The organism is Prauserella rugosa (assembly GCF_000719975.1).
Taxonomy (GTDB): Bacteria; Actinomycetota; Actinomycetes; order Mycobacteriales; family Pseudonocardiaceae; genus Prauserella; species Prauserella rugosa.
This window is the reverse complement of the sequence record NZ_JOIJ01000002.1, coordinates 219,036-234,593: the sequence shown is the minus strand read 5'-3', so window position 1 is coordinate 234,593 and position 15,558 is coordinate 219,036. Positions and strand designations below refer to the sequence as shown.

The following is a 15,558-nucleotide window of genomic DNA, read 5'->3' as shown; positions in this document are numbered from 1 at the left end:
TGTTCACGGTCCTTCTTGGACGATGGTGCGGTCGATGAAGTCCTTCAGGTGCTCCCGCATCGCCTCGACGGAACTGCCCGGCTTCCCGGTCAGTACCTGGATACCGAGCCCGTCGACGAGTGCGCTGAGCTGGGTGGTGATCGCGTCGGCGTCCCGCTCGGCGAACACGCCCTGCTGCTGTCCACTCCGGATGGTCATGGCGATCGTGTGGAACCAGCGGTCGTAGGAATCCCAGTAGAGTCCGCGCATGTCGGGGTTCAGCGCGCACTCGTTCCAGACCTGGAGCCACACGGACCATTCGTCCCGCAGCAACCCGTCGGTGGGCAGCTGCAGTTCGACCAGCCGCAGCAGGCGGTCGTAGGCGTTGTCGATCGTGTGCAGTTCGGCGACCTGACGGTCGAAGGCGAGTTTCACGTTGCGGCGCAACGCTTCGGTGAGCACGGCGTGCTTGGTGGGGTAGTGGTAGTGGATGCTCGCCGTGCTCTGCCCGCACGCCTTGGCGATGTCGGCGATGCGCACGTGGTGGTAACCGCGTTCAGCGATGAGTTCCCACGCGGTTTCCAGAATTCTTCTGCGGGTCTCCGGTTGGGGACCGTCCTGTGTGGTGCTCGCCGACGGGGCGGGCACCGCCGTGACGGTCGCGGCGTCGTCGCTGCCGTTGAGCAGCCAGTTCACCGTGACACCGGAATGTTCGGCGATCCGGACGAGTTCGTGCGGGGAGAACCGTCGGGTTCCCTTGAGCGATTTGGACAGTTTCGTCTCGTCCAGACCGATCGCCGCGGCGAACTCCCGTTGCGCACCCGGCCTCGCGGGCAGGAGCCCACGGACGCGGTCACGCAATTCTTCCCTTCCGGACATGACGGTGGACCGTAGTAATCGCTTGCGGCAATCGCAAGGGTTCAACTGGTCAATCAGTCAATCGCAAGTCCGTGAACTGGGAACTCTTCGGAAAGGAGGTCTGGGTCACCGCATCTGCACGCAACGGTTCGGTGACGATTCCCGTCACCCTGGGTATGCGGATCCATAACGGACGGACAGCACCGCGGCCGGTTCGGCGGATACGGCGGAAGCGGAAAACCGCCCGAATGCCGAGCGCGCTGACGTACGGTGATGCGCATGGTTGAGCAGAACGAGCCACGCACGCGCAGGCGGGACGGGGAATCGGCGGACGCGGGATTCTCGGATCTGATCGGCAGTCCGTTCCGGGTGGACAGGGATCGCATCGCGGCGTCGCCGTTCTTCGCACGACTCGGCGGCGTGACGCAGGTCGTCAGTCCGAGTGGGTCTGGTCTGCTGCACAACCGGCTCACGCACAGCCTCAAGGTCGGCCAGGTCGCCAGGGCCATCGCCGAACGGGTCGCCTCGGTGCCGGAGTCGCGGACGCTCGTCGACAAGCTCGGCGGATGCGACGCCGACGTGGTCGAGGCCGCGGCACTCGGCCATGACCTCGGGCACCCGCCGTTCGGGCATCTCGGCGAACAGGTGCTGGACCGCATCGCCCGGCACCGCTACGGGCTCGCCGACGGATTCGAGGGCAACGCCCAGAGCTTCCGCATCGTGACCACGACGGAGTCGGGCGGTCCCACTCCACGCGGGTTGAATCTGACCGCGGCGACGCGCGCGGCGGTCCTGAAGTACCCGTGGGCGCGGCTGCACTACCCGGACCCGCATCCGTCGACGATGCCGGTCCTGCCGCGGGGCGCGGGCGAACCGGCGGACGCACCGGGCACGGGGTCGAGCAAGTTCTCCGCCTACGTCACCGAACTCGCCGACGTCGAGGAGGCCAGGGCGCTGTGTGCCGGGCGGATCGAGCCGTGGCAGCAGAGCGTCGAGGCCTCCGTGATGGACCTGGCCGACGACATCGCCTACGCCATCCACGACATCCAGGACTTCCACCGGATCGGCGTGCTGCAGCACGCGGCCGTGGCGACCGAACTGGGGCAGTGGCTGTCCGGTGTCGACGAGCTGGCCCGGCTTCCCGTGGAGGCGCTGAGCGACCAGCATCGCAAGCCCGGGCGGTCACTGGAGGCGCTGCGCCGCCGGATGCACGCCAAGGACGCGTGGGTCGCCGACGACGAGGCCTTCGCCCGTGCCGTCGCGCGGGTACGCGCTGAACTGGTCGACGACCTGCTGGCCATCCCCTTCGACGGTTCGGTGGAGGCCGAACAGGCGATGGCGGCCTTCTCGGCACGGTGGATGGCCCGCCTGGTCGGCGGTGTCCTGGTCGATCCGGAACCGCCCGTGCGGACCGGGCACATCACGCTGCGGCCCGCGCAGTGGCACGAGGTGCAGGTGCTGAAATTCGTGCACGTGCGGTTCGTGCTGCAACGGGCGGATCTGGCCCTGCACCAGCGCGGCCAGGCGCGGATGATCGCCGACCTGGTCGACGCCCTCGACGACTGGCTCACCGACCGGGACGAGGCGCGCAGGCTCCCCCGGAGGCTGCACGACCTGGTGACGCTGGCCAGGGAGCAGTACACGCGGCTGGCCGAGGACGCACCCGACCTGCTCGTCGGGGCGACCGGCGAGCAGGTGACGGGCAAGGACGCCGTGTGGAACCTCGCCCGTGGCCGCGCCGTGATCGACTTCGTGGCGTCGCTGACCGATCGCCAGGCGGCGGCGCTGCTGGACGGCATCACGGGACGCACCACCGAACCGTGGTCGGAGTCGTTCGTCCTGTGACCCCCGGCGCGGCGGCCGGTAGCGGACGGCGGCCGGGCGTCGACCGCGCGGGGCACGCGGTGGGCTCGTTACGGTGCTCGCATGGCACGCGTTCGGCAGGTCAGTGGCGGCGGCAAGGCCGTGGAGGTCGAACCGGAGCGCCTCGCGCGATGGTTCGCACGCTTCGCCGAACGCGGGGGCGGCGTCACCACCACGACCCTCACGGCGACGTCGGTGACCGTGACCGCCGCCGACGGCACCACGGCGACCGTCGAGGTGCCGTTCCCGCCCCTCACCACAGCCACGCCGACGACAACCACGACGGCCGACAACAGCGCCGCAACCGACCGACCCGGCGGGGAGGTAGCGCGGGTCCCCGGCCTGGCGGTGGAACCGCTCGTCGAGCACGTGACGGCGCCGCGCACGATCGGCCTGCTGTTGGTGCGGCTCGGCGCGCACAGTGTCGGTGTCGCGGAGGGCGGCGAGGTGGTCGTCTCGCGCACCGACCGGCATCTCGTCCACGGCCGCAGCGCCGCGGGCGGCTGGTCGCAGCAACGGTTCGCCCGCCGCAGGGCCGGTCAGGCGCGCAGCGCGTTGCGCGCGGCCGCCGACGACGCCGTCGAGGTGCTGGGTTCGCGGCTATCCGCATTGGACGGAGTGGTCCTCGGTGGTGATCGCAGGGCGCTCGACGAGCTGCGCGAGGACACCAGACTCGCCGACGTCTTCGCCCTCGCCTCGCCGCGCGTACTGGACGTCGGAGAGCCGCGCCGCACCGTGCTCGACGAGGCCGCGCGCAGGGCCCGCGCCGTCGAGGTGCTCATCCGGTGAACCCGCTCACCGGATGAGAACCACGTTGCGTGCGGCCCGTACACTGGTCGACGTGGTCGTCAGGTTGGAGTAACCCGCGCACGCAGCCGCCCGCTCCAGGGCCGCTGCGTGTGTCCGCGCGTATCCGCCTGTCTGTTTTCCCTTCGACGACCCGGAGTTCTCTGTGATCACGGCTACCGGCCTGCAACTGCGCGCGGGCTCGCGCATCCTGCTCGACGACACCACGCTGCGCGTCCAGCCCGGCGACCGCATCGGCCTCGTCGGCCGCAACGGTGCGGGCAAGACCACCACGCTGAAGGTCCTGGCGGGCGAGGGTGAACCGTACGCGGGGGAGGTCACGCTCAGCGGCGAGCTCGGCTACCTGCCGCAGGACCCGCGCGAGGGCGATCTGTCCGTGCTGGCCAAGGACCGCGTGCTGTCGGCCCGCGGGCTCGACAAGATCCTGCGTGACATGGAGAAGGCGCAGACGGCGATGGCCGAACTGGTCGACGACCGGGAGCGCGACAAGGCCGTGCGCAAGTACGGCAGGCTCGAGGAGCGCTTCTCCTCGCTGGGCGGCTACGCGGCCGAGAGTGAGGCCGCGCGCATCTGCGCCAACCTGGGGCTCGAGGAGCGCATCCTCGGCCAGCAGCTGGCGACGCTCTCCGGCGGCCAGCGCCGCAGGGTCGAGCTCGCGAGGATCCTGTTCGCCGCGTCGGAGGCGGGTGCCGGCGGGAAGTCCGGCACGATGCTCCTGCTCGACGAGCCCACGAACCATCTGGACGCCGACTCGATCAGTTGGCTGCGCGGTTTCCTCAAGGCCCACGAGGGCGGGCTCGTCGTCATCAGCCACGACGTCGAACTGCTCGACGAGGTCGTCAACAAGGTGTGGTTCCTCGATGCCACGCGCGGCGAGCTCGACGGCTACAACATGAACTGGAAGCGGTACCAGGAGGCGCGCGCCACCGACGAGAAACGCCGCCGCAGGGAACGCGCCAACGCCGAGAAGAAGGCGAGCGCGTTGCAGCAGCAGGCCGCGAAACTCGGGGCGAAGGCGACGAAGGCCGTGGCCGCGAAGAACATGGCCCGCCGCGCCGAGGAGATGCTGTCGAACCTCGACGAGGAGCGGCAGGCCGACAAGGTCGCCAAGATCACCTTCCCCGCGCCGGCGCCGTGCGGACGCACGCCCCTGACCGCGGAGGGACTGTCCAAGTCCTACGGCTCGCTGGAGATCTTCACCGGCGTCGACCTGGCCATCGACCGCGGGTCGAAGGTCGTCGTGCTCGGACTCAACGGCGCGGGCAAGACGACGTTGCTGCGCCTGCTCGGCGGCATGGAGAAGGCCGACACGGGGGAGGTCGTCGCCGGCCACGGCCTGCGGCTCGGCTACTACGCCCAGGAGCACGAGACGCTCGACCACGACGCCTCGGTGTGGGAGAACATCCGGCACCTCGCCCCCGACACGGGCGCCCAGGAGCTGCGCACGCTGCTCGGCTCGTTCCTGTTCTCGGGTGAACAGCTCGACCAGCCCGCGGGCACGCTGTCCGGCGGTGAGAAGACGAGGCTCGCGCTCGCCGGCCTCGTGTCCAGCGCCGCCAACGTGCTGCTGCTCGACGAACCGACGAACAACCTGGACCCGGCCAGCCGCGAACAGGTTCTCGACGCGTTGCGCAGCTACACCGGCGCCGTCGTGCTCGTCACGCACGATCCGGGTGCGGTGGAGGCCCTGGAGCCGGAACGCGTGATCCTGCTCCCGGACGGCACCGAGGACCACTGGTCCGAGGACTATCTGGAACTCGTCCAACTCGCGTGAGCCGCCAGGGCCCGCCCCGCGGGCCGTGCGGGGCGGGCCCGGCTCCCGATGTCGGGGCCGCCCGCGCCGGGCGTGGTTGCTCGGCCTGTAGTTCCGTACCCGCTGTTGCCCGACCCCGGCGAATTCTCCGGGTGGAACCCGGTTTTCGGCCCCTCGTTGGCGATTCGCCAGAACGCGCGCGCAGATAGTTAGTTGGTCAGCGCAAATACCGGATCGGCCCAACGATTCCGCGCATCTGCCGCGTTTTGCCGTTCTCGTCTGGCATTCCGGCGGAAGGTGTTCGATCATTGCGACGAGAGGGGTCGAATGTGGCCCAGAACACGACGGGCGGAAGGTGGATCGACGTGGTTGACCTGAAGAAGGGCGCGCGCATCACCGGAAACACGCGGGACAAGCTGGCCGCCGACTTGAAGAAGAAGTACGAGAAGGGTGCGAGCATTCGCTCCCTGGCGGAGTCGACGGGCCGGTCCTACGGATTCGTGCACCGCGTGCTGTCCGAATCCGGAGTCCAATTGCGTGGTCGGGGTGGTGCCACGCGGGTCAAGAAGAAGTAGGGGGAATCGGCCTCCGCGCGGCCTCTCCGGGCGCGGAGGTACCCCTCGTGCTCCCGCGCGGCACACACAGCATTGCCCCGAGCAGCACGACCGGATACACGAGATACCCGAATCTCGTCGCCGGGGTCAGCAGCGTGAAGGCGCCGAGGCCGACGGCGATGCGGAGCATGGCGTCCGCGCCGTCGACCGGCGGTCTGCGCAGCAGCCACCACAGCACCGCGGCCGCGGCGAGGCCGAGCAGGACGAAGGCGACGATCTTTCCCGCCTGTCCCGTCGCGGCGATGAGATGACCCGGCAGCGGGCTCGCCGCGGGTGAGGTGACGGCGCCGAGCCCGGCGGGGAACTTCAGGACGTGCTCGGTGAAGGCCCGGGGATCGACGAGCAGCACCGGCACGTTGACGAGACCGCAGGTTCCGACGAACACCGCGCTGTACCGGGCCAGGCCGCCTGCGCCGAGCCTGGCGCAGACCAGCACGCCCACGACCACGGCCGCCGGCAGTACGGTCAACTTGGCGCTCGTGGCCAGGGCGAGCACGAGTCCGGCCCACAGTGGCCGGTCGACCGCGGCCAGGCTGCAGCCCAGCACGAGCAGGCCGGTCATGGCGAGGTCCGGGCCCGCGGTCGCCCAGGTCAGTGCGGTCAGCGGGAACACCGCGGCCAGCTGGGCCGCGCGCACTGGCACGCGCGGACGCCCCAGCAGTCGCCACGCACCCCACGCGCACAGGACGGCCGTGAGGGCGAACAGCACGCGCGCGTCGGTCAGCAGATCACCGACCGGCGTGCCGCCGAACCACGCCCGCGGCAGGCCGAACACGGGCATCACCGGTCCGTACGGCGTGAAGTCGTCGACCACCGGTGCGCGGCCGAGTGCCGTGACGTCCACGTACGGAGTGCCGGTCGAGGTGAGCAGATCGGCCGAGCGCTCGATGACCCACACCTCGGGCTGCGCGGCCCAGCGGTTGGGATCCGGTGACCAGTCGCCACCCGAGAGCCGCTCGGCGAGCAGGACGCCCAGCGGCGCGACCATGCCGACGGCGCCGACGAGCCCCACCCCGACCCAGCGGGAGCGCAGCCGCCCGCCGCGCTCGCCGGTGTCCCGCCGCGCGCCGCGGCGCACCGAGAGCCGGAGCCAGACGCTGTGCGCGAAGGCGGCGCCGTAGGCGACGGCGGCGAAGGCGGCCCAGACACGGAATCCGTAGTGCTTGTCGGTCAGCGCCAGCGCGACCGCGTACGCCGTGCACACCGCGTACAGCAGCAGGTCGAGCCGCAGCACCTCGCCCGTCGGCCGAGCGCCCGCGGCGGATTCGGCCCAGCTGACGCGTACCCACTCCGGGACGAGGCGGCTCCCCATGGCTTGTCAGGTTAGGTGACAGGTCACCGGCGCCGGGAGGCAGTCACCGATCCGGACACCCGATCGGGAAGGATCATCACGGCGAACGTGTTGTGCAGGACATACGTCGGCCGAAGTTCGACCAATCTCGAACTTCGGTGGGTGTGGGGACTCGGAAGGGTGGAGGCCGGTGATGGACGGCACGTGGTCGTTGATGAGCGGTGCGATGCGTGCCGCGGACGCACCGAAGGGCCTGCGCAAGGGCACCGTGACGCGCGTGGCGTCGTTCGCCCGCCCGCACTGGCGGCGGCTCGCGGTCTTCCTCGGGCTGACGGTGGTGGCCGCCGTGATCGCGGTGTCCACGCCGTTGCTGGCAGGCCGGGTGGTGGACGAGATCGTCGGCGGGGGAGCCGTCGGCGTCGTCGTGTGGCTCGCGCTGGCCATCGCGGGACTGGCGCTGGCCGACGCCGCGGTCGGGTTGGCCGAACGCTGGCAGTCGGCCCACATCGGTGAGGGACTCATCTTCGATCTGCGCAGGGCGGTGTTCGCCCACGTCCAGCGGATGCCGATCGCCTTCTTCACCCGCACGCGCACCGGCGCGCTGGTCAGCAGGCTCAACAACGACGTGATCGGGGCTCAGCGCACCTTCACGGCCACGTTGTCCGGACTGGTCACCAACGTGATCCAGCTGGTGCTGTCGGTGGTGGTCATGGTGACGCTGTCGTGGCAGGTCACCGCGCTGGCGCTGGTGCTGCTGCCGATCTTCGTGATCCCGGCGCGGCGGATCGCCCGCAGGATGGCCGACCTGCAGCGGGAGTCGGCCGAGCAGAACGCCTCGATGACCACGCAGATGACCGAGCGATTCTCCGCGCCGGGCGCCACGCTCGTGAAGCTGTTCGGCAGGCCCGCCGTCGAGGAGGGCGAGTTCGCCGAGCGCGCGGGGCGGGTGCGGGATCTCGGCGTGCGGACCGCGATGCTGACCCGCTGGTTCATGACCAGCCTCACCCTCGTCTCCGCGTTGGCGCTGGCGCTCGTGTACGGCCTCGGCGGCTGGCTGGCGCTGGACGGCGAGCTCGCCGCGGGCACCGTCGTGTCCCTGGCGCTGCTGCTGACGCGGCTGTACACACCGTTGACGGCGCTGGCCAACGTGCGCGTCGACGTGATGACCGCGCTGGTGTCGTTCGAGCGGATCTTCGAGGTGCTCGACCTGGATCCGATGATCAGCGAGAAGGCCGATCCGACGCCGCTTCTCTCCGGCGGGGTGTCGGTCGAGTTCGACGACGTGCGGTTCGCCTATCCCGCACCCGAATCGTACTCACTGGCTTCGCTCGAGGACGTGGCGACCCTGGACCACCGCGGGGGCGAGGAGGTCCTGCACGGCGTGAGCTTCCGCGCGGACCCGGGCGAGATGGTCGCGCTCGTCGGGCCGTCGGGCGCGGGAAAGTCGACGATCGCCGGACTCGTCCCGCGCCTCTACGACGTCGACGCCGGCGCCGTGCGGCTGGCCGGCGTGGACGTGCGCGACCTGAGTTTCGACAGCCTGAAGACGACGGTCGGTGTCGTCACCCAGGACGGTCACCTGTTCCACGACACCATCCGCGCCAACCTCGAGTACGCCCGCCCCGGAGCGACCGACGAGGAGATCACCGCCGCGCTCTCGCGTGCCAGGCTCGATGCGTTGGTGCGGTCGCTGCCCGACGGTCTCGACACCGTCGTCGGCGAGCGCGGCTACCGGTTGTCCGGCGGTGAACGGCAACGCCTGACCATCGCGCGTCTGCTGTTGGCGCGCCCGCAGGTGGTGGTGCTCGACGAGGCGACGGCGCACCTGGATTCCGAATCGGAGGTTGCGGTGTCGGAGGCGCTGGCCGAGGCGCTCGACGGGCGGACGTCGCTGGTGATCGCCCACCGGTTGTCGACCATCCGCGCGGCCGACCGCATCGTGGTGGTCGTCGACGGGCGTGTCGTCGAACAGGGCACCCACGAGGAGTTGCTCGCCGCCGGGGGCAAGTACGCGCAGCTGTATCGCACGCAGTTCAGCGAGAACGGCGACCGCCGCGAGCACGCAGAGCACGCAGAACACGGAGACGAGAGCGCCGCGGGTGCCCGCGCCGAGATCTCCGCCGGTCGTGCGGACGCGGTGGCCGGCGGCGACGGCGCGGTCGCCGGCGAGCCGGCGGGCGTATGAACGCCGCCGGCGGCCGCCCCGTCCTCACCGTGCGCCGCGCACGCGGGGAGCCGCGGGCCGCGGCCCTCGTCCTGCACGGCGGGGCCGAGCACGGTCTCGACCGCGTGCGCCCGTGGCGAGCGGCGTACCTGCGGATGGTGCCCTTCGCCCGCGCACTGGCCTCGGCCTACGGCGACCTCGGTCTCGATGTGCACCTGCTGCGCAACCGGGTCCGCGGGTGGAACGAGCCCGACCGCGACCCGGTCACGGACGCGCGATGGGCACTCGAGCGCATCCGTGCCACGGCACCGGGGATGCCGATCGTGCTCGTGGGCCATTCGATGGGTGGCAGGGTGGCGCTGCGGATCGCCGACGCCGACGGCGTCGCGGCGGTCTGCGCACTCGCGCCCTGGACGCCCGAGGGCGAACCGGTCGAACCGGTGCGCGATCGGACCGTGCTCATCGCGCACGGGTCCGGCGACGAGCGGACCAGTCCGGCCGCGTCGCTGGCCTACGCCACGCGGGCGGCGCCGGTCGCGGCCAGGCTCGCACGGGTCGAGATCGCGGGGGAGCGGCACGCGATGCTCCGCAGGCCCGGTCTGTGGCGCCGGCTCGTCCTCGACGCCACCGCGCGGGCCCTGACACTGCCGGGTGCCGTGGACGCCTTCGACCGGGTGTGGTGTGATCCTGCTCCCGGACGCTTGTCGATCTCGCTCTGACGGTGCTGACCTGCGCCCGGGTGCGCCGCGACGGGGTGCGTTCGGGTGTAACGGACAACCGACACGGGGGCACGTGCGTCCTCCACACCGGGGTGTGCGGTTTAGTGGAGGCCGCGGCTGCGCCGGTGCCGGAGCGTGTCATCCCGGCATGCCGGGCGCAGCGGGCGAGACGGACGAGTACGACGAACTCACACGGACCGGGAGACGGCCATGACGCAGGGCGGGCAGTACGGCGGGGGATGGCCGGAAGGCCGGCCGCCGCACGGGCGGCAGCGACCGCCGGGCGGTCCCGCCGGACCGGGGCGCCCGGCTGGGCCCGGCGGGCCCCGTGACCCTCGGCGGCCGCGCGGCCCGCGGGAGCACCAGCAGGCACAGATGATGCCGCTGCCGGGCAGCGAGCAGGCACGGCGCGTGCCGCCGCAGCAGCACACCCGGGTGGCCCCGCCGCCCCACGACGTGCCCCCGGAGGAGCCGCCACCGCCGCCTCCCTCCCGTCCGGAGGGACGGCGCAGGCGTCGCTGGTCGTTCGGCAAGACGCTCGGCGCGCTCGCGATGGTCATCGTGCTGCTGCTGGCCGGCGTGTGGTTGTACCTCGAGTTCTCCATCAACCGGATCAACGCGATCGAGGACTACGAGGGCCGTCCGGCCGCCGCGGAGGGCACCAACTGGCTCATCGTCGGTTCGGACTCGCGCGAGGGTCTCGACGACGACCAGAAGGAGGCCCTCGCCACCGGGGACGCGGGCGGTGATCGCACCGACACGATGATGATCGCCCACCTGCCCGACAACGACACCAAACCGACGTTGCTGAGCCTGCCGCGGGACTCGATCGTCGAGATCCCGGGACACGGCAGCGGCAAGATCAACTCGGCGTTCGCGATCGGCGGGGCACCGCTGCTGGCCAAGACCGTCGAACAGTCGACGGGGCTGCGCATCGACCACTACGCCGAGATCGGGTTCGGTGGTTTCGCCGGGATGGTCGACGCCATGGGCGGGGTCGAGATGGACATCGCCGAGGAGATGCACGACCCCAAGACCGGCATCACGATTCCCGCGGGCAACCAGACGCTGGACGGGGCGCAGGCGCTCGGGTTCGTCCGCATGCGCTACAGCTCGGCGACGCCGCGTTCGGACCTCGACCGTGTCGTCAACCAGCGGCGGTTCATCGGCGAGATGGTCAGCCAGATGGCCAGCCCCGGCACGCTGCTCAACCCGTTCGACGTGGTGCCGCTGCTGGCCGAGGCGCCGGACGCGCTGACGATGGACGACGACGACCACCTGCACCACCTCGTGGCTCTGGCGTGGGCGATGCGCGGCATCTCCAGCGGTGGCGTGGTCAGTACGACGATGCCGACCACGAGCGCGTCGGCGGAGTACTGGGACGAGGAGCGTTCCACCGCGTTGCTGGATGCGCTGCGCAACGACACCGAGGTGCCCGAGAACGCCATCGTCGAGTAGGAGCTGTCGAGTGGGAGCTGTCGAGTAGTGGTTCCCCGGCCGCGGCCCGGTTGCCGGGTCGCGGCCGGGGAACCTGCGCTCGCCGGGCCGGTCAGGACCGGGCGCGCAGTACCTCGAGTGCCTTGTCGGCGTGCACCGACATCCGCAGTTCGCTCTTGACGACCGACAGCACGCGGCGGTCGGTGTCGATGACGAAGGTGTGCCGCTTGGTGACCAGCGGCCCGAACGAGCGCCGCACGTTGAACTGCGCGGCGACCGTGCCGTCGGCGTCCGACAGCAGAGGGAAGCCGAGGCCGTGGGCCTGGTCGAATGCCTGCTGCTTGTCCACCGGATCCCGGCTGATGCCGACCCGCTGGGCTCCCACCTCGGCGAACTCGGACTCCAGGTCGCGGAAGTGACACGTCTCGGCGGTGCAGCCGGGCGTCATCGCCGCGGGATAGAACAGCAGCACCACCGGCCCGCTCTCCAGGAACCCGGTGAGCGACCGGGGCGTGCCGGTCTGGTCGGGCAGGGTGAAGTCGGGCGCGAACTCGTCCTGTTTCATGCGTGCGAGTATCGCTGCTCGAGCACCGTGCGGATCTCCTCGCCCGTGGCCGTACCGCCGTAGTGCTTGCCGCGTCCGGCGAAGATGCCGACGTCCCGCAGCCGCCGGGCGTGGGCCGCGTTGCGCACGCCGTCGGCGCCCATGCGCTTGATGCCCAGCTCGCGGGACCGTTCGAGCAGCGCGTACAGGTGGGCGCGGGCGTTGTCGGCTTCGGTGCCCTCGGCGGCGAGGCCGTCGACGAGCGGGCCGGACAGGATCGCGAAGCCCACGGGCAGCTTGTGGGTGTGCACCAGTTCGAGGTCCGAGGCCCCCGAGATCGCCAGTGTGATCTTGACGTCCAGATCGGCCAGCACGGACAGCGTGTCGAGCACCTCGCCGCGCGGATCGAACAGGGCGAGGCTGTCGGTGCAGATCCGCAGCTTCTGGGCGGGCAGCCCCGTTTCCTCCAGTAGCCGCCGGATGATCCGCACGAGGTTCGGGTCGACCGCGAGCCGTGTCGGGAGCCGCACGCACAGGTCGGGCGCGCTCGGGAAGGCGCCGTACCAGGCGGCCGCGTCGCCCATGGACTGCGACAGCAGCTGGGTGCCGAGGCTCGGGGTCATGCCGGTGGCGTCGGCGAGCGGGAGGAACTCGGCACCGTCGAGCTTGCCGTGCCGGGGGTGATCCCAGCGCAGCACCGCGTTCACGACGGCGATCTCGTTGCTGCCGTCCAGTTTGACGGTCGGTTCGTAGTCGACGGCGAACTCGCCGTTCTCCATGCCGCCGCCGATCCCGGCACCGATGCCGTAGCGCCTGCGATCGCCCGCGTCGAGGTCGGGTTCGTACAGCATCCACTGGGCGCGGCCCGCCTCCTTGGCCCGGTGGAGGGTGATCTCGGCGGCGCGCTGGATCTCCTCGGTGCTGCCGGCACCCGCGTCCTGCACGACGATGCCCGCGCTGATGCTCACCGACACGCCGACCTCGCCGACGTAGACCGGCTCGCCGAGCTCGGCCATGGCCTCCTCGACGAGCGCGATGACGTCGGCGGCGGTGACGTCCTCGCCCCGGACCAGTACGGCGAAGCCGTCGCCGGCCAGTCGGGCGACGACGGTGTCCGGACCGGCGAAGACGGATTCGAGCTTGCCCGCCGCGTAACGCAGGACGGTGTCGGCCGCGCCGGGCCCGAGTCCGTCGTTGACGACACGGAAGCCGTCGATGTCGAGGTAGACCACGGCGATCCGGCCCTCGCCGGCACCCCCGAGCCACGTTTCCAGCGTGGTCAGGAAGCTGCCCGCATTGGGCAGTCCGGTGAGCTGGTCGTGGATGTTCTGCCTGCGCAGCGTCTCGCGGAGCAGGTGCAGTTCGTTGATGTTCTCGGCGAGCAGCACCGGGTGCAGGTCCTCGTCGTCGGTGCCGGCGAGCGCGGTGACGGTGACGTTGGTCAGTACGGCGCCGTCGGCGCCGCAGCCGAGCTGGACCTGTTCGCGTCTGCGTGGCCTGCCGTCCTCGGCGAGGTCGGCCAGCGCGGTCCGCAGTGCGGCGACGTCGCGCTCGTCGGTGCCCAGGTCGGTGAGCGCGTGCCCGGCCAGCGTGTCGAGGTCGGTGTCGAACATGTCGAGCAGCGCCGGGTTGGCGTCGAGGATGGTGCCGTCGGGGCCGGCCAGGGCAACCCCGCAGGGTGCGGCGGTGTACAGCGCGGCGAACCGTTCGACGGCGGCGTCGTGGGTGCCGCGGCAGTGCCGGGCCGCCGCGTCGGCGGCCTCGGTCACGGCGGACAGCACGAACCGCTCGAGCTCGGCCCTGGGCGCGGCGTCCCCGGCCGCGTCGGCGATCTCGGCGGCCCATCGGCGGGCGATGTCGGACAACCCTGGTGCGCCACCAGGTTCGGGCACCGTGCACCTCTCTCAGCTGGTATGCACTGCCGTGTGGTTCAGCTGCCCCGACTGAGCTGGTCCACGGCCTGACAAGTCGAAAAGGCCGGCTCGCCCGTCTGCGCGCCCGCGGAACACCGCAGAGTGCGCATCGACGGATGAGTCGGCCGAAAACGTTGCAAGACCATCATGGTAGCTACGCTGTGTCCACCGGCTGGTCGGGTGGTTCTACGCGCTGTGGCCGTCACGCACTGTGATTACACCGGCTGGAGGTGCACGGGCAGCCCGTCGACCGGTACGGGCAGCGAGACGTAGTCCCAGCGGACGCGGTAGTCACGCGGGACGGTGATCCGGTGGGAGCGGACCAGTTCGTGCAGCAGCGCCTTGGTCTCGAACATCCCGAAGTGGAGCCCGATGCACTTGTGTGCACCACCGCCGAACGGCATCCACGCGAACCGGTGCGACTTGTCCTCCCTGCGGTGCTCGGCGAACCGCTCGGGGTCGAACGTGTGCGGATCGCTCCAGCAGGAGGGGTCGAAGTGGTTCACCGACGGGGCGACGCCGACCAGTGAGCCCTCCGGGATGTAGTGGCCGAGCACCTCGGTGTCCTTGACCGCCGTGCGCGACAGGCTCGGCACCGGTGCGACCAGGCGCAGCGCCTCCTTGATGACGAGTTCCAGCGACGTGAGCCCGTCGAGTGCGGCCGTGTCGGGGTGGTCGTCGCCGAGTGCCAGGGACTCCTCGCGCACCCGCTCCTGCCACTCGGGGTGCTTGGCGAGGTAGTAGGCGGCCGCCGTGGACGTGATCGTGGTGGTGTCGTGCGCGGCCATCATGAGGAAGACCATGTGGTTGATCACGTCGGTGTCGGTGAACCGCTCGCCGTCCGGAGTCCGCGCGTGACACAGCGCGGAGAACAGGTCGTCGCCGTCGCCTGCCCGCTTGGCAGGCAGGTTCTCGGCGAAGTAGCGCTCGAGCACCTTCCTGCCTTCGAGGCCCGCCCGCCAACGCCCGCCCGGCACGGGGAACCGCACGAGTGCCGTGCCCGCGCGGACGCACGCGACGAACGCACGGTTGATCTCCCGCGCCTCGTCGTCACTGCGCATGTCCATGAACACGCGCGTGGCGACGTCGAGGGTGAGCTGTTTGAGCGCCCAGTACAGCCGTGGCGAGCGCGGCCACGACGCGATCCCCTCCCGCAGGGTCGGGCCCATGCTGGCGACGTAACCGGCGAGCCGGTCGCGGGTGAAGGCCTCCTGCATGATTCGCCGATGCATGCGGTGTTCGTCGAAGTCCAGCAGCATGAGCCCGCGGTGGAAGAACCTGTCGATGAAGAACCGCCAGCCCTCCTGCGAGAAGGCCTTGTCCTTGTTCACCAGGGCCACCTGGGTGGCGTCGGCGCCGGTCAGGGTCACGATGCGCCTGCCGAACGCCCCCGTCCACGACACGGGTCCGTACCGTTCGAAACGTTCGAGCCCGTACTGCACCCCGAAGCGCATCTGGGTGAGCGTGTTGCCCACGACCGGCGCTCCCGCATCCCCGAGCACGGGGCGGAGTCCGCTGCCCGCAGGGGGCGTGGCGAGCTCGCCGGAGGGCCATCGCTGCCGCAGCAGCCGCCGGTCGATCGCCTCGGGCAGGGGCAGCGCGGTAAGCGGTGGCAT

General features: G+C 70.9%; 12 protein-coding genes. 7 read left to right on the top strand and 5 right to left on the bottom strand.

Annotation, left to right across the window (positions count from 1 at the left end):
- Window positions 1–3: 3 nt before the first annotated feature.
- Window positions 4–858: a TetR/AcrR family transcriptional regulator gene (locus IF64_RS0103645; RefSeq protein WP_030530554.1), complete on the bottom strand. Its 855-nt coding sequence runs from the start codon at window positions 856–858 to the stop codon at window positions 4–6.
- A 258-nt stretch (window positions 859–1,116) separates the two neighbouring features.
- Between IF64_RS0103645 and IF64_RS0103640 the strand changes: the two genes are divergently transcribed.
- The 4 genes from IF64_RS0103640 to IF64_RS0103625 all read left to right on the top strand — a co-directional run bounded on the left by IF64_RS0103640 (window position 1,117) and on the right by IF64_RS0103625 (window position 5,835).
- Window positions 1,117–2,682: a deoxyguanosinetriphosphate triphosphohydrolase family protein gene (locus IF64_RS0103640; RefSeq protein WP_030530553.1), complete on the top strand. Its 1,566-nt coding sequence runs from the start codon at window positions 1,117–1,119 to the stop codon at window positions 2,680–2,682.
- A gap of 81 nt (window positions 2,683–2,763) precedes the next feature.
- A complete protein-coding gene (locus IF64_RS0103635) occupies window positions 2,764–3,489 on the top strand; it encodes an acVLRF1 family peptidyl-tRNA hydrolase (protein WP_030530552.1) in 726 nt (241 codons plus the stop codon).
- Window positions 3,490–3,652: 163 nt separating this feature from the next.
- A complete protein-coding gene (locus IF64_RS0103630; protein WP_030530551.1) occupies window positions 3,653–5,281 on the top strand; it encodes an ABC-F family ATP-binding cassette domain-containing protein in 1,629 nt (542 codons plus the stop codon).
- Between the two features lie 344 nt (window positions 5,282–5,625).
- On the top strand, window positions 5,626–5,835 hold the full coding sequence (locus IF64_RS0103625; protein WP_030530550.1) for a helix-turn-helix domain-containing protein: 210 nt from the start codon (window positions 5,626–5,628) through the stop codon (window positions 5,833–5,835).
- Here IF64_RS0103625 and IF64_RS0103620 read toward each other — a convergent pair.
- A complete protein-coding gene (locus IF64_RS0103620; RefSeq protein WP_030530549.1) occupies window positions 5,822–7,186 on the bottom strand; it encodes a glycosyltransferase 87 family protein in 1,365 nt (454 codons plus the stop codon). The genes IF64_RS0103625 and IF64_RS0103620 overlap by 14 nt on opposite strands.
- Before the next feature lie 172 nt (window positions 7,187–7,358).
- Here IF64_RS0103620 and IF64_RS0103615 point away from each other — a divergent pair, with 172 nt between their 5' ends.
- The 3 genes from IF64_RS0103615 (at window position 7,359) to IF64_RS0103605 (ending at window position 11,506) form a co-directional block, all read left to right on the top strand.
- The gene (locus IF64_RS0103615) at window positions 7,359–9,350 is read left to right on the top strand and encodes an ABC transporter ATP-binding protein (RefSeq protein ID WP_084705628.1); all 1,992 of its coding nucleotides are present in this window, start codon (window positions 7,359–7,361) and stop codon (window positions 9,348–9,350) included.
- Window positions 9,347–10,048 (top strand): alpha/beta hydrolase, encoded by a 702-nt coding sequence (locus IF64_RS0103610; protein ID WP_051757449.1) that lies wholly within the window; start codon window positions 9,347–9,349, stop codon window positions 10,046–10,048. The genes IF64_RS0103615 and IF64_RS0103610 overlap by 4 nt, the downstream gene beginning before the upstream one ends.
- A gap of 375 nt (window positions 10,049–10,423) precedes the next feature.
- Window positions 10,424–11,506, top strand: coding sequence for an LCP family protein (locus IF64_RS0103605; protein ID WP_084705627.1), 1,083 nt, complete (start codon window positions 10,424–10,426; stop codon window positions 11,504–11,506).
- Between the two features lie 91 nt (window positions 11,507–11,597).
- Here IF64_RS0103605 and IF64_RS0103600 read toward each other — a convergent pair whose 3' ends face one another.
- From IF64_RS0103600 to IF64_RS0103590, 3 genes are all read right to left on the bottom strand, one after another.
- On the bottom strand, window positions 11,598–12,050 hold the full coding sequence (locus IF64_RS0103600; RefSeq protein WP_030530545.1) for a peroxiredoxin: 453 nt from the start codon (window positions 12,048–12,050) through the stop codon (window positions 11,598–11,600).
- Window positions 12,047–13,921, bottom strand: a complete 1,875-nt coding sequence (locus IF64_RS0103595) for a diguanylate cyclase domain-containing protein (protein WP_030530544.1) — start codon at window positions 13,919–13,921, stop codon at window positions 12,047–12,049. Before IF64_RS0103595 ends, IF64_RS0103600 begins: the two co-directional genes overlap by 4 nt.
- A 236-nt stretch (window positions 13,922–14,157) precedes the next feature.
- Window positions 14,158–15,558 carry a cytochrome P450 gene (locus IF64_RS0103590; RefSeq protein WP_425468474.1) on the bottom strand — a complete coding sequence of 467 codons (1,401 nt, stop codon included), beginning with the start codon at window positions 15,556–15,558 and terminating at the stop codon, window positions 14,158–14,160.

Excerpts from the sequence above, each read along its gene's own strand:
- IF64_RS0103645 (WP_030530554.1), bottom strand. The coding sequence starts at position 858 with ATGTCCGGAAGGGAAGAATTGCGTGACCGCGTCCGTGGGCTCCTGCCC.
- IF64_RS0103605 (WP_084705627.1), top strand. The coding sequence starts at position 10,424 with ATGATGCCGCTGCCGGGCAGCGAGCAGGCACGGCGCGTGCCGCCGCAG.
- IF64_RS0103600 (WP_030530545.1), bottom strand. The coding sequence starts at position 12,050 with ATGAAACAGGACGAGTTCGCGCCCGACTTCACCCTGCCCGACCAGACC.
- IF64_RS0103620 (WP_030530549.1), bottom strand. The coding sequence starts at position 7,186 with ATGGGGAGCCGCCTCGTCCCGGAGTGGGTACGCGTCAGCTGGGCCGAA.
- IF64_RS0103615 (WP_084705628.1), top strand. The coding sequence starts at position 7,359 with ATGGACGGCACGTGGTCGTTGATGAGCGGTGCGATGCGTGCCGCGGAC.
- IF64_RS0103610 (WP_051757449.1), top strand. The coding sequence starts at position 9,347 with ATGAACGCCGCCGGCGGCCGCCCCGTCCTCACCGTGCGCCGCGCACGC.
- IF64_RS0103640 (WP_030530553.1), top strand. The coding sequence starts at position 1,117 with ATGGTTGAGCAGAACGAGCCACGCACGCGCAGGCGGGACGGGGAATCG.
- IF64_RS0103635 (WP_030530552.1), top strand. The coding sequence starts at position 2,764 with ATGGCACGCGTTCGGCAGGTCAGTGGCGGCGGCAAGGCCGTGGAGGTC.
- IF64_RS0103590 (WP_425468474.1), bottom strand. The coding sequence starts at position 15,558 with ATGCCACCGCTTACCGCGCTGCCCCTGCCCGAGGCGATCGACCGGCGG.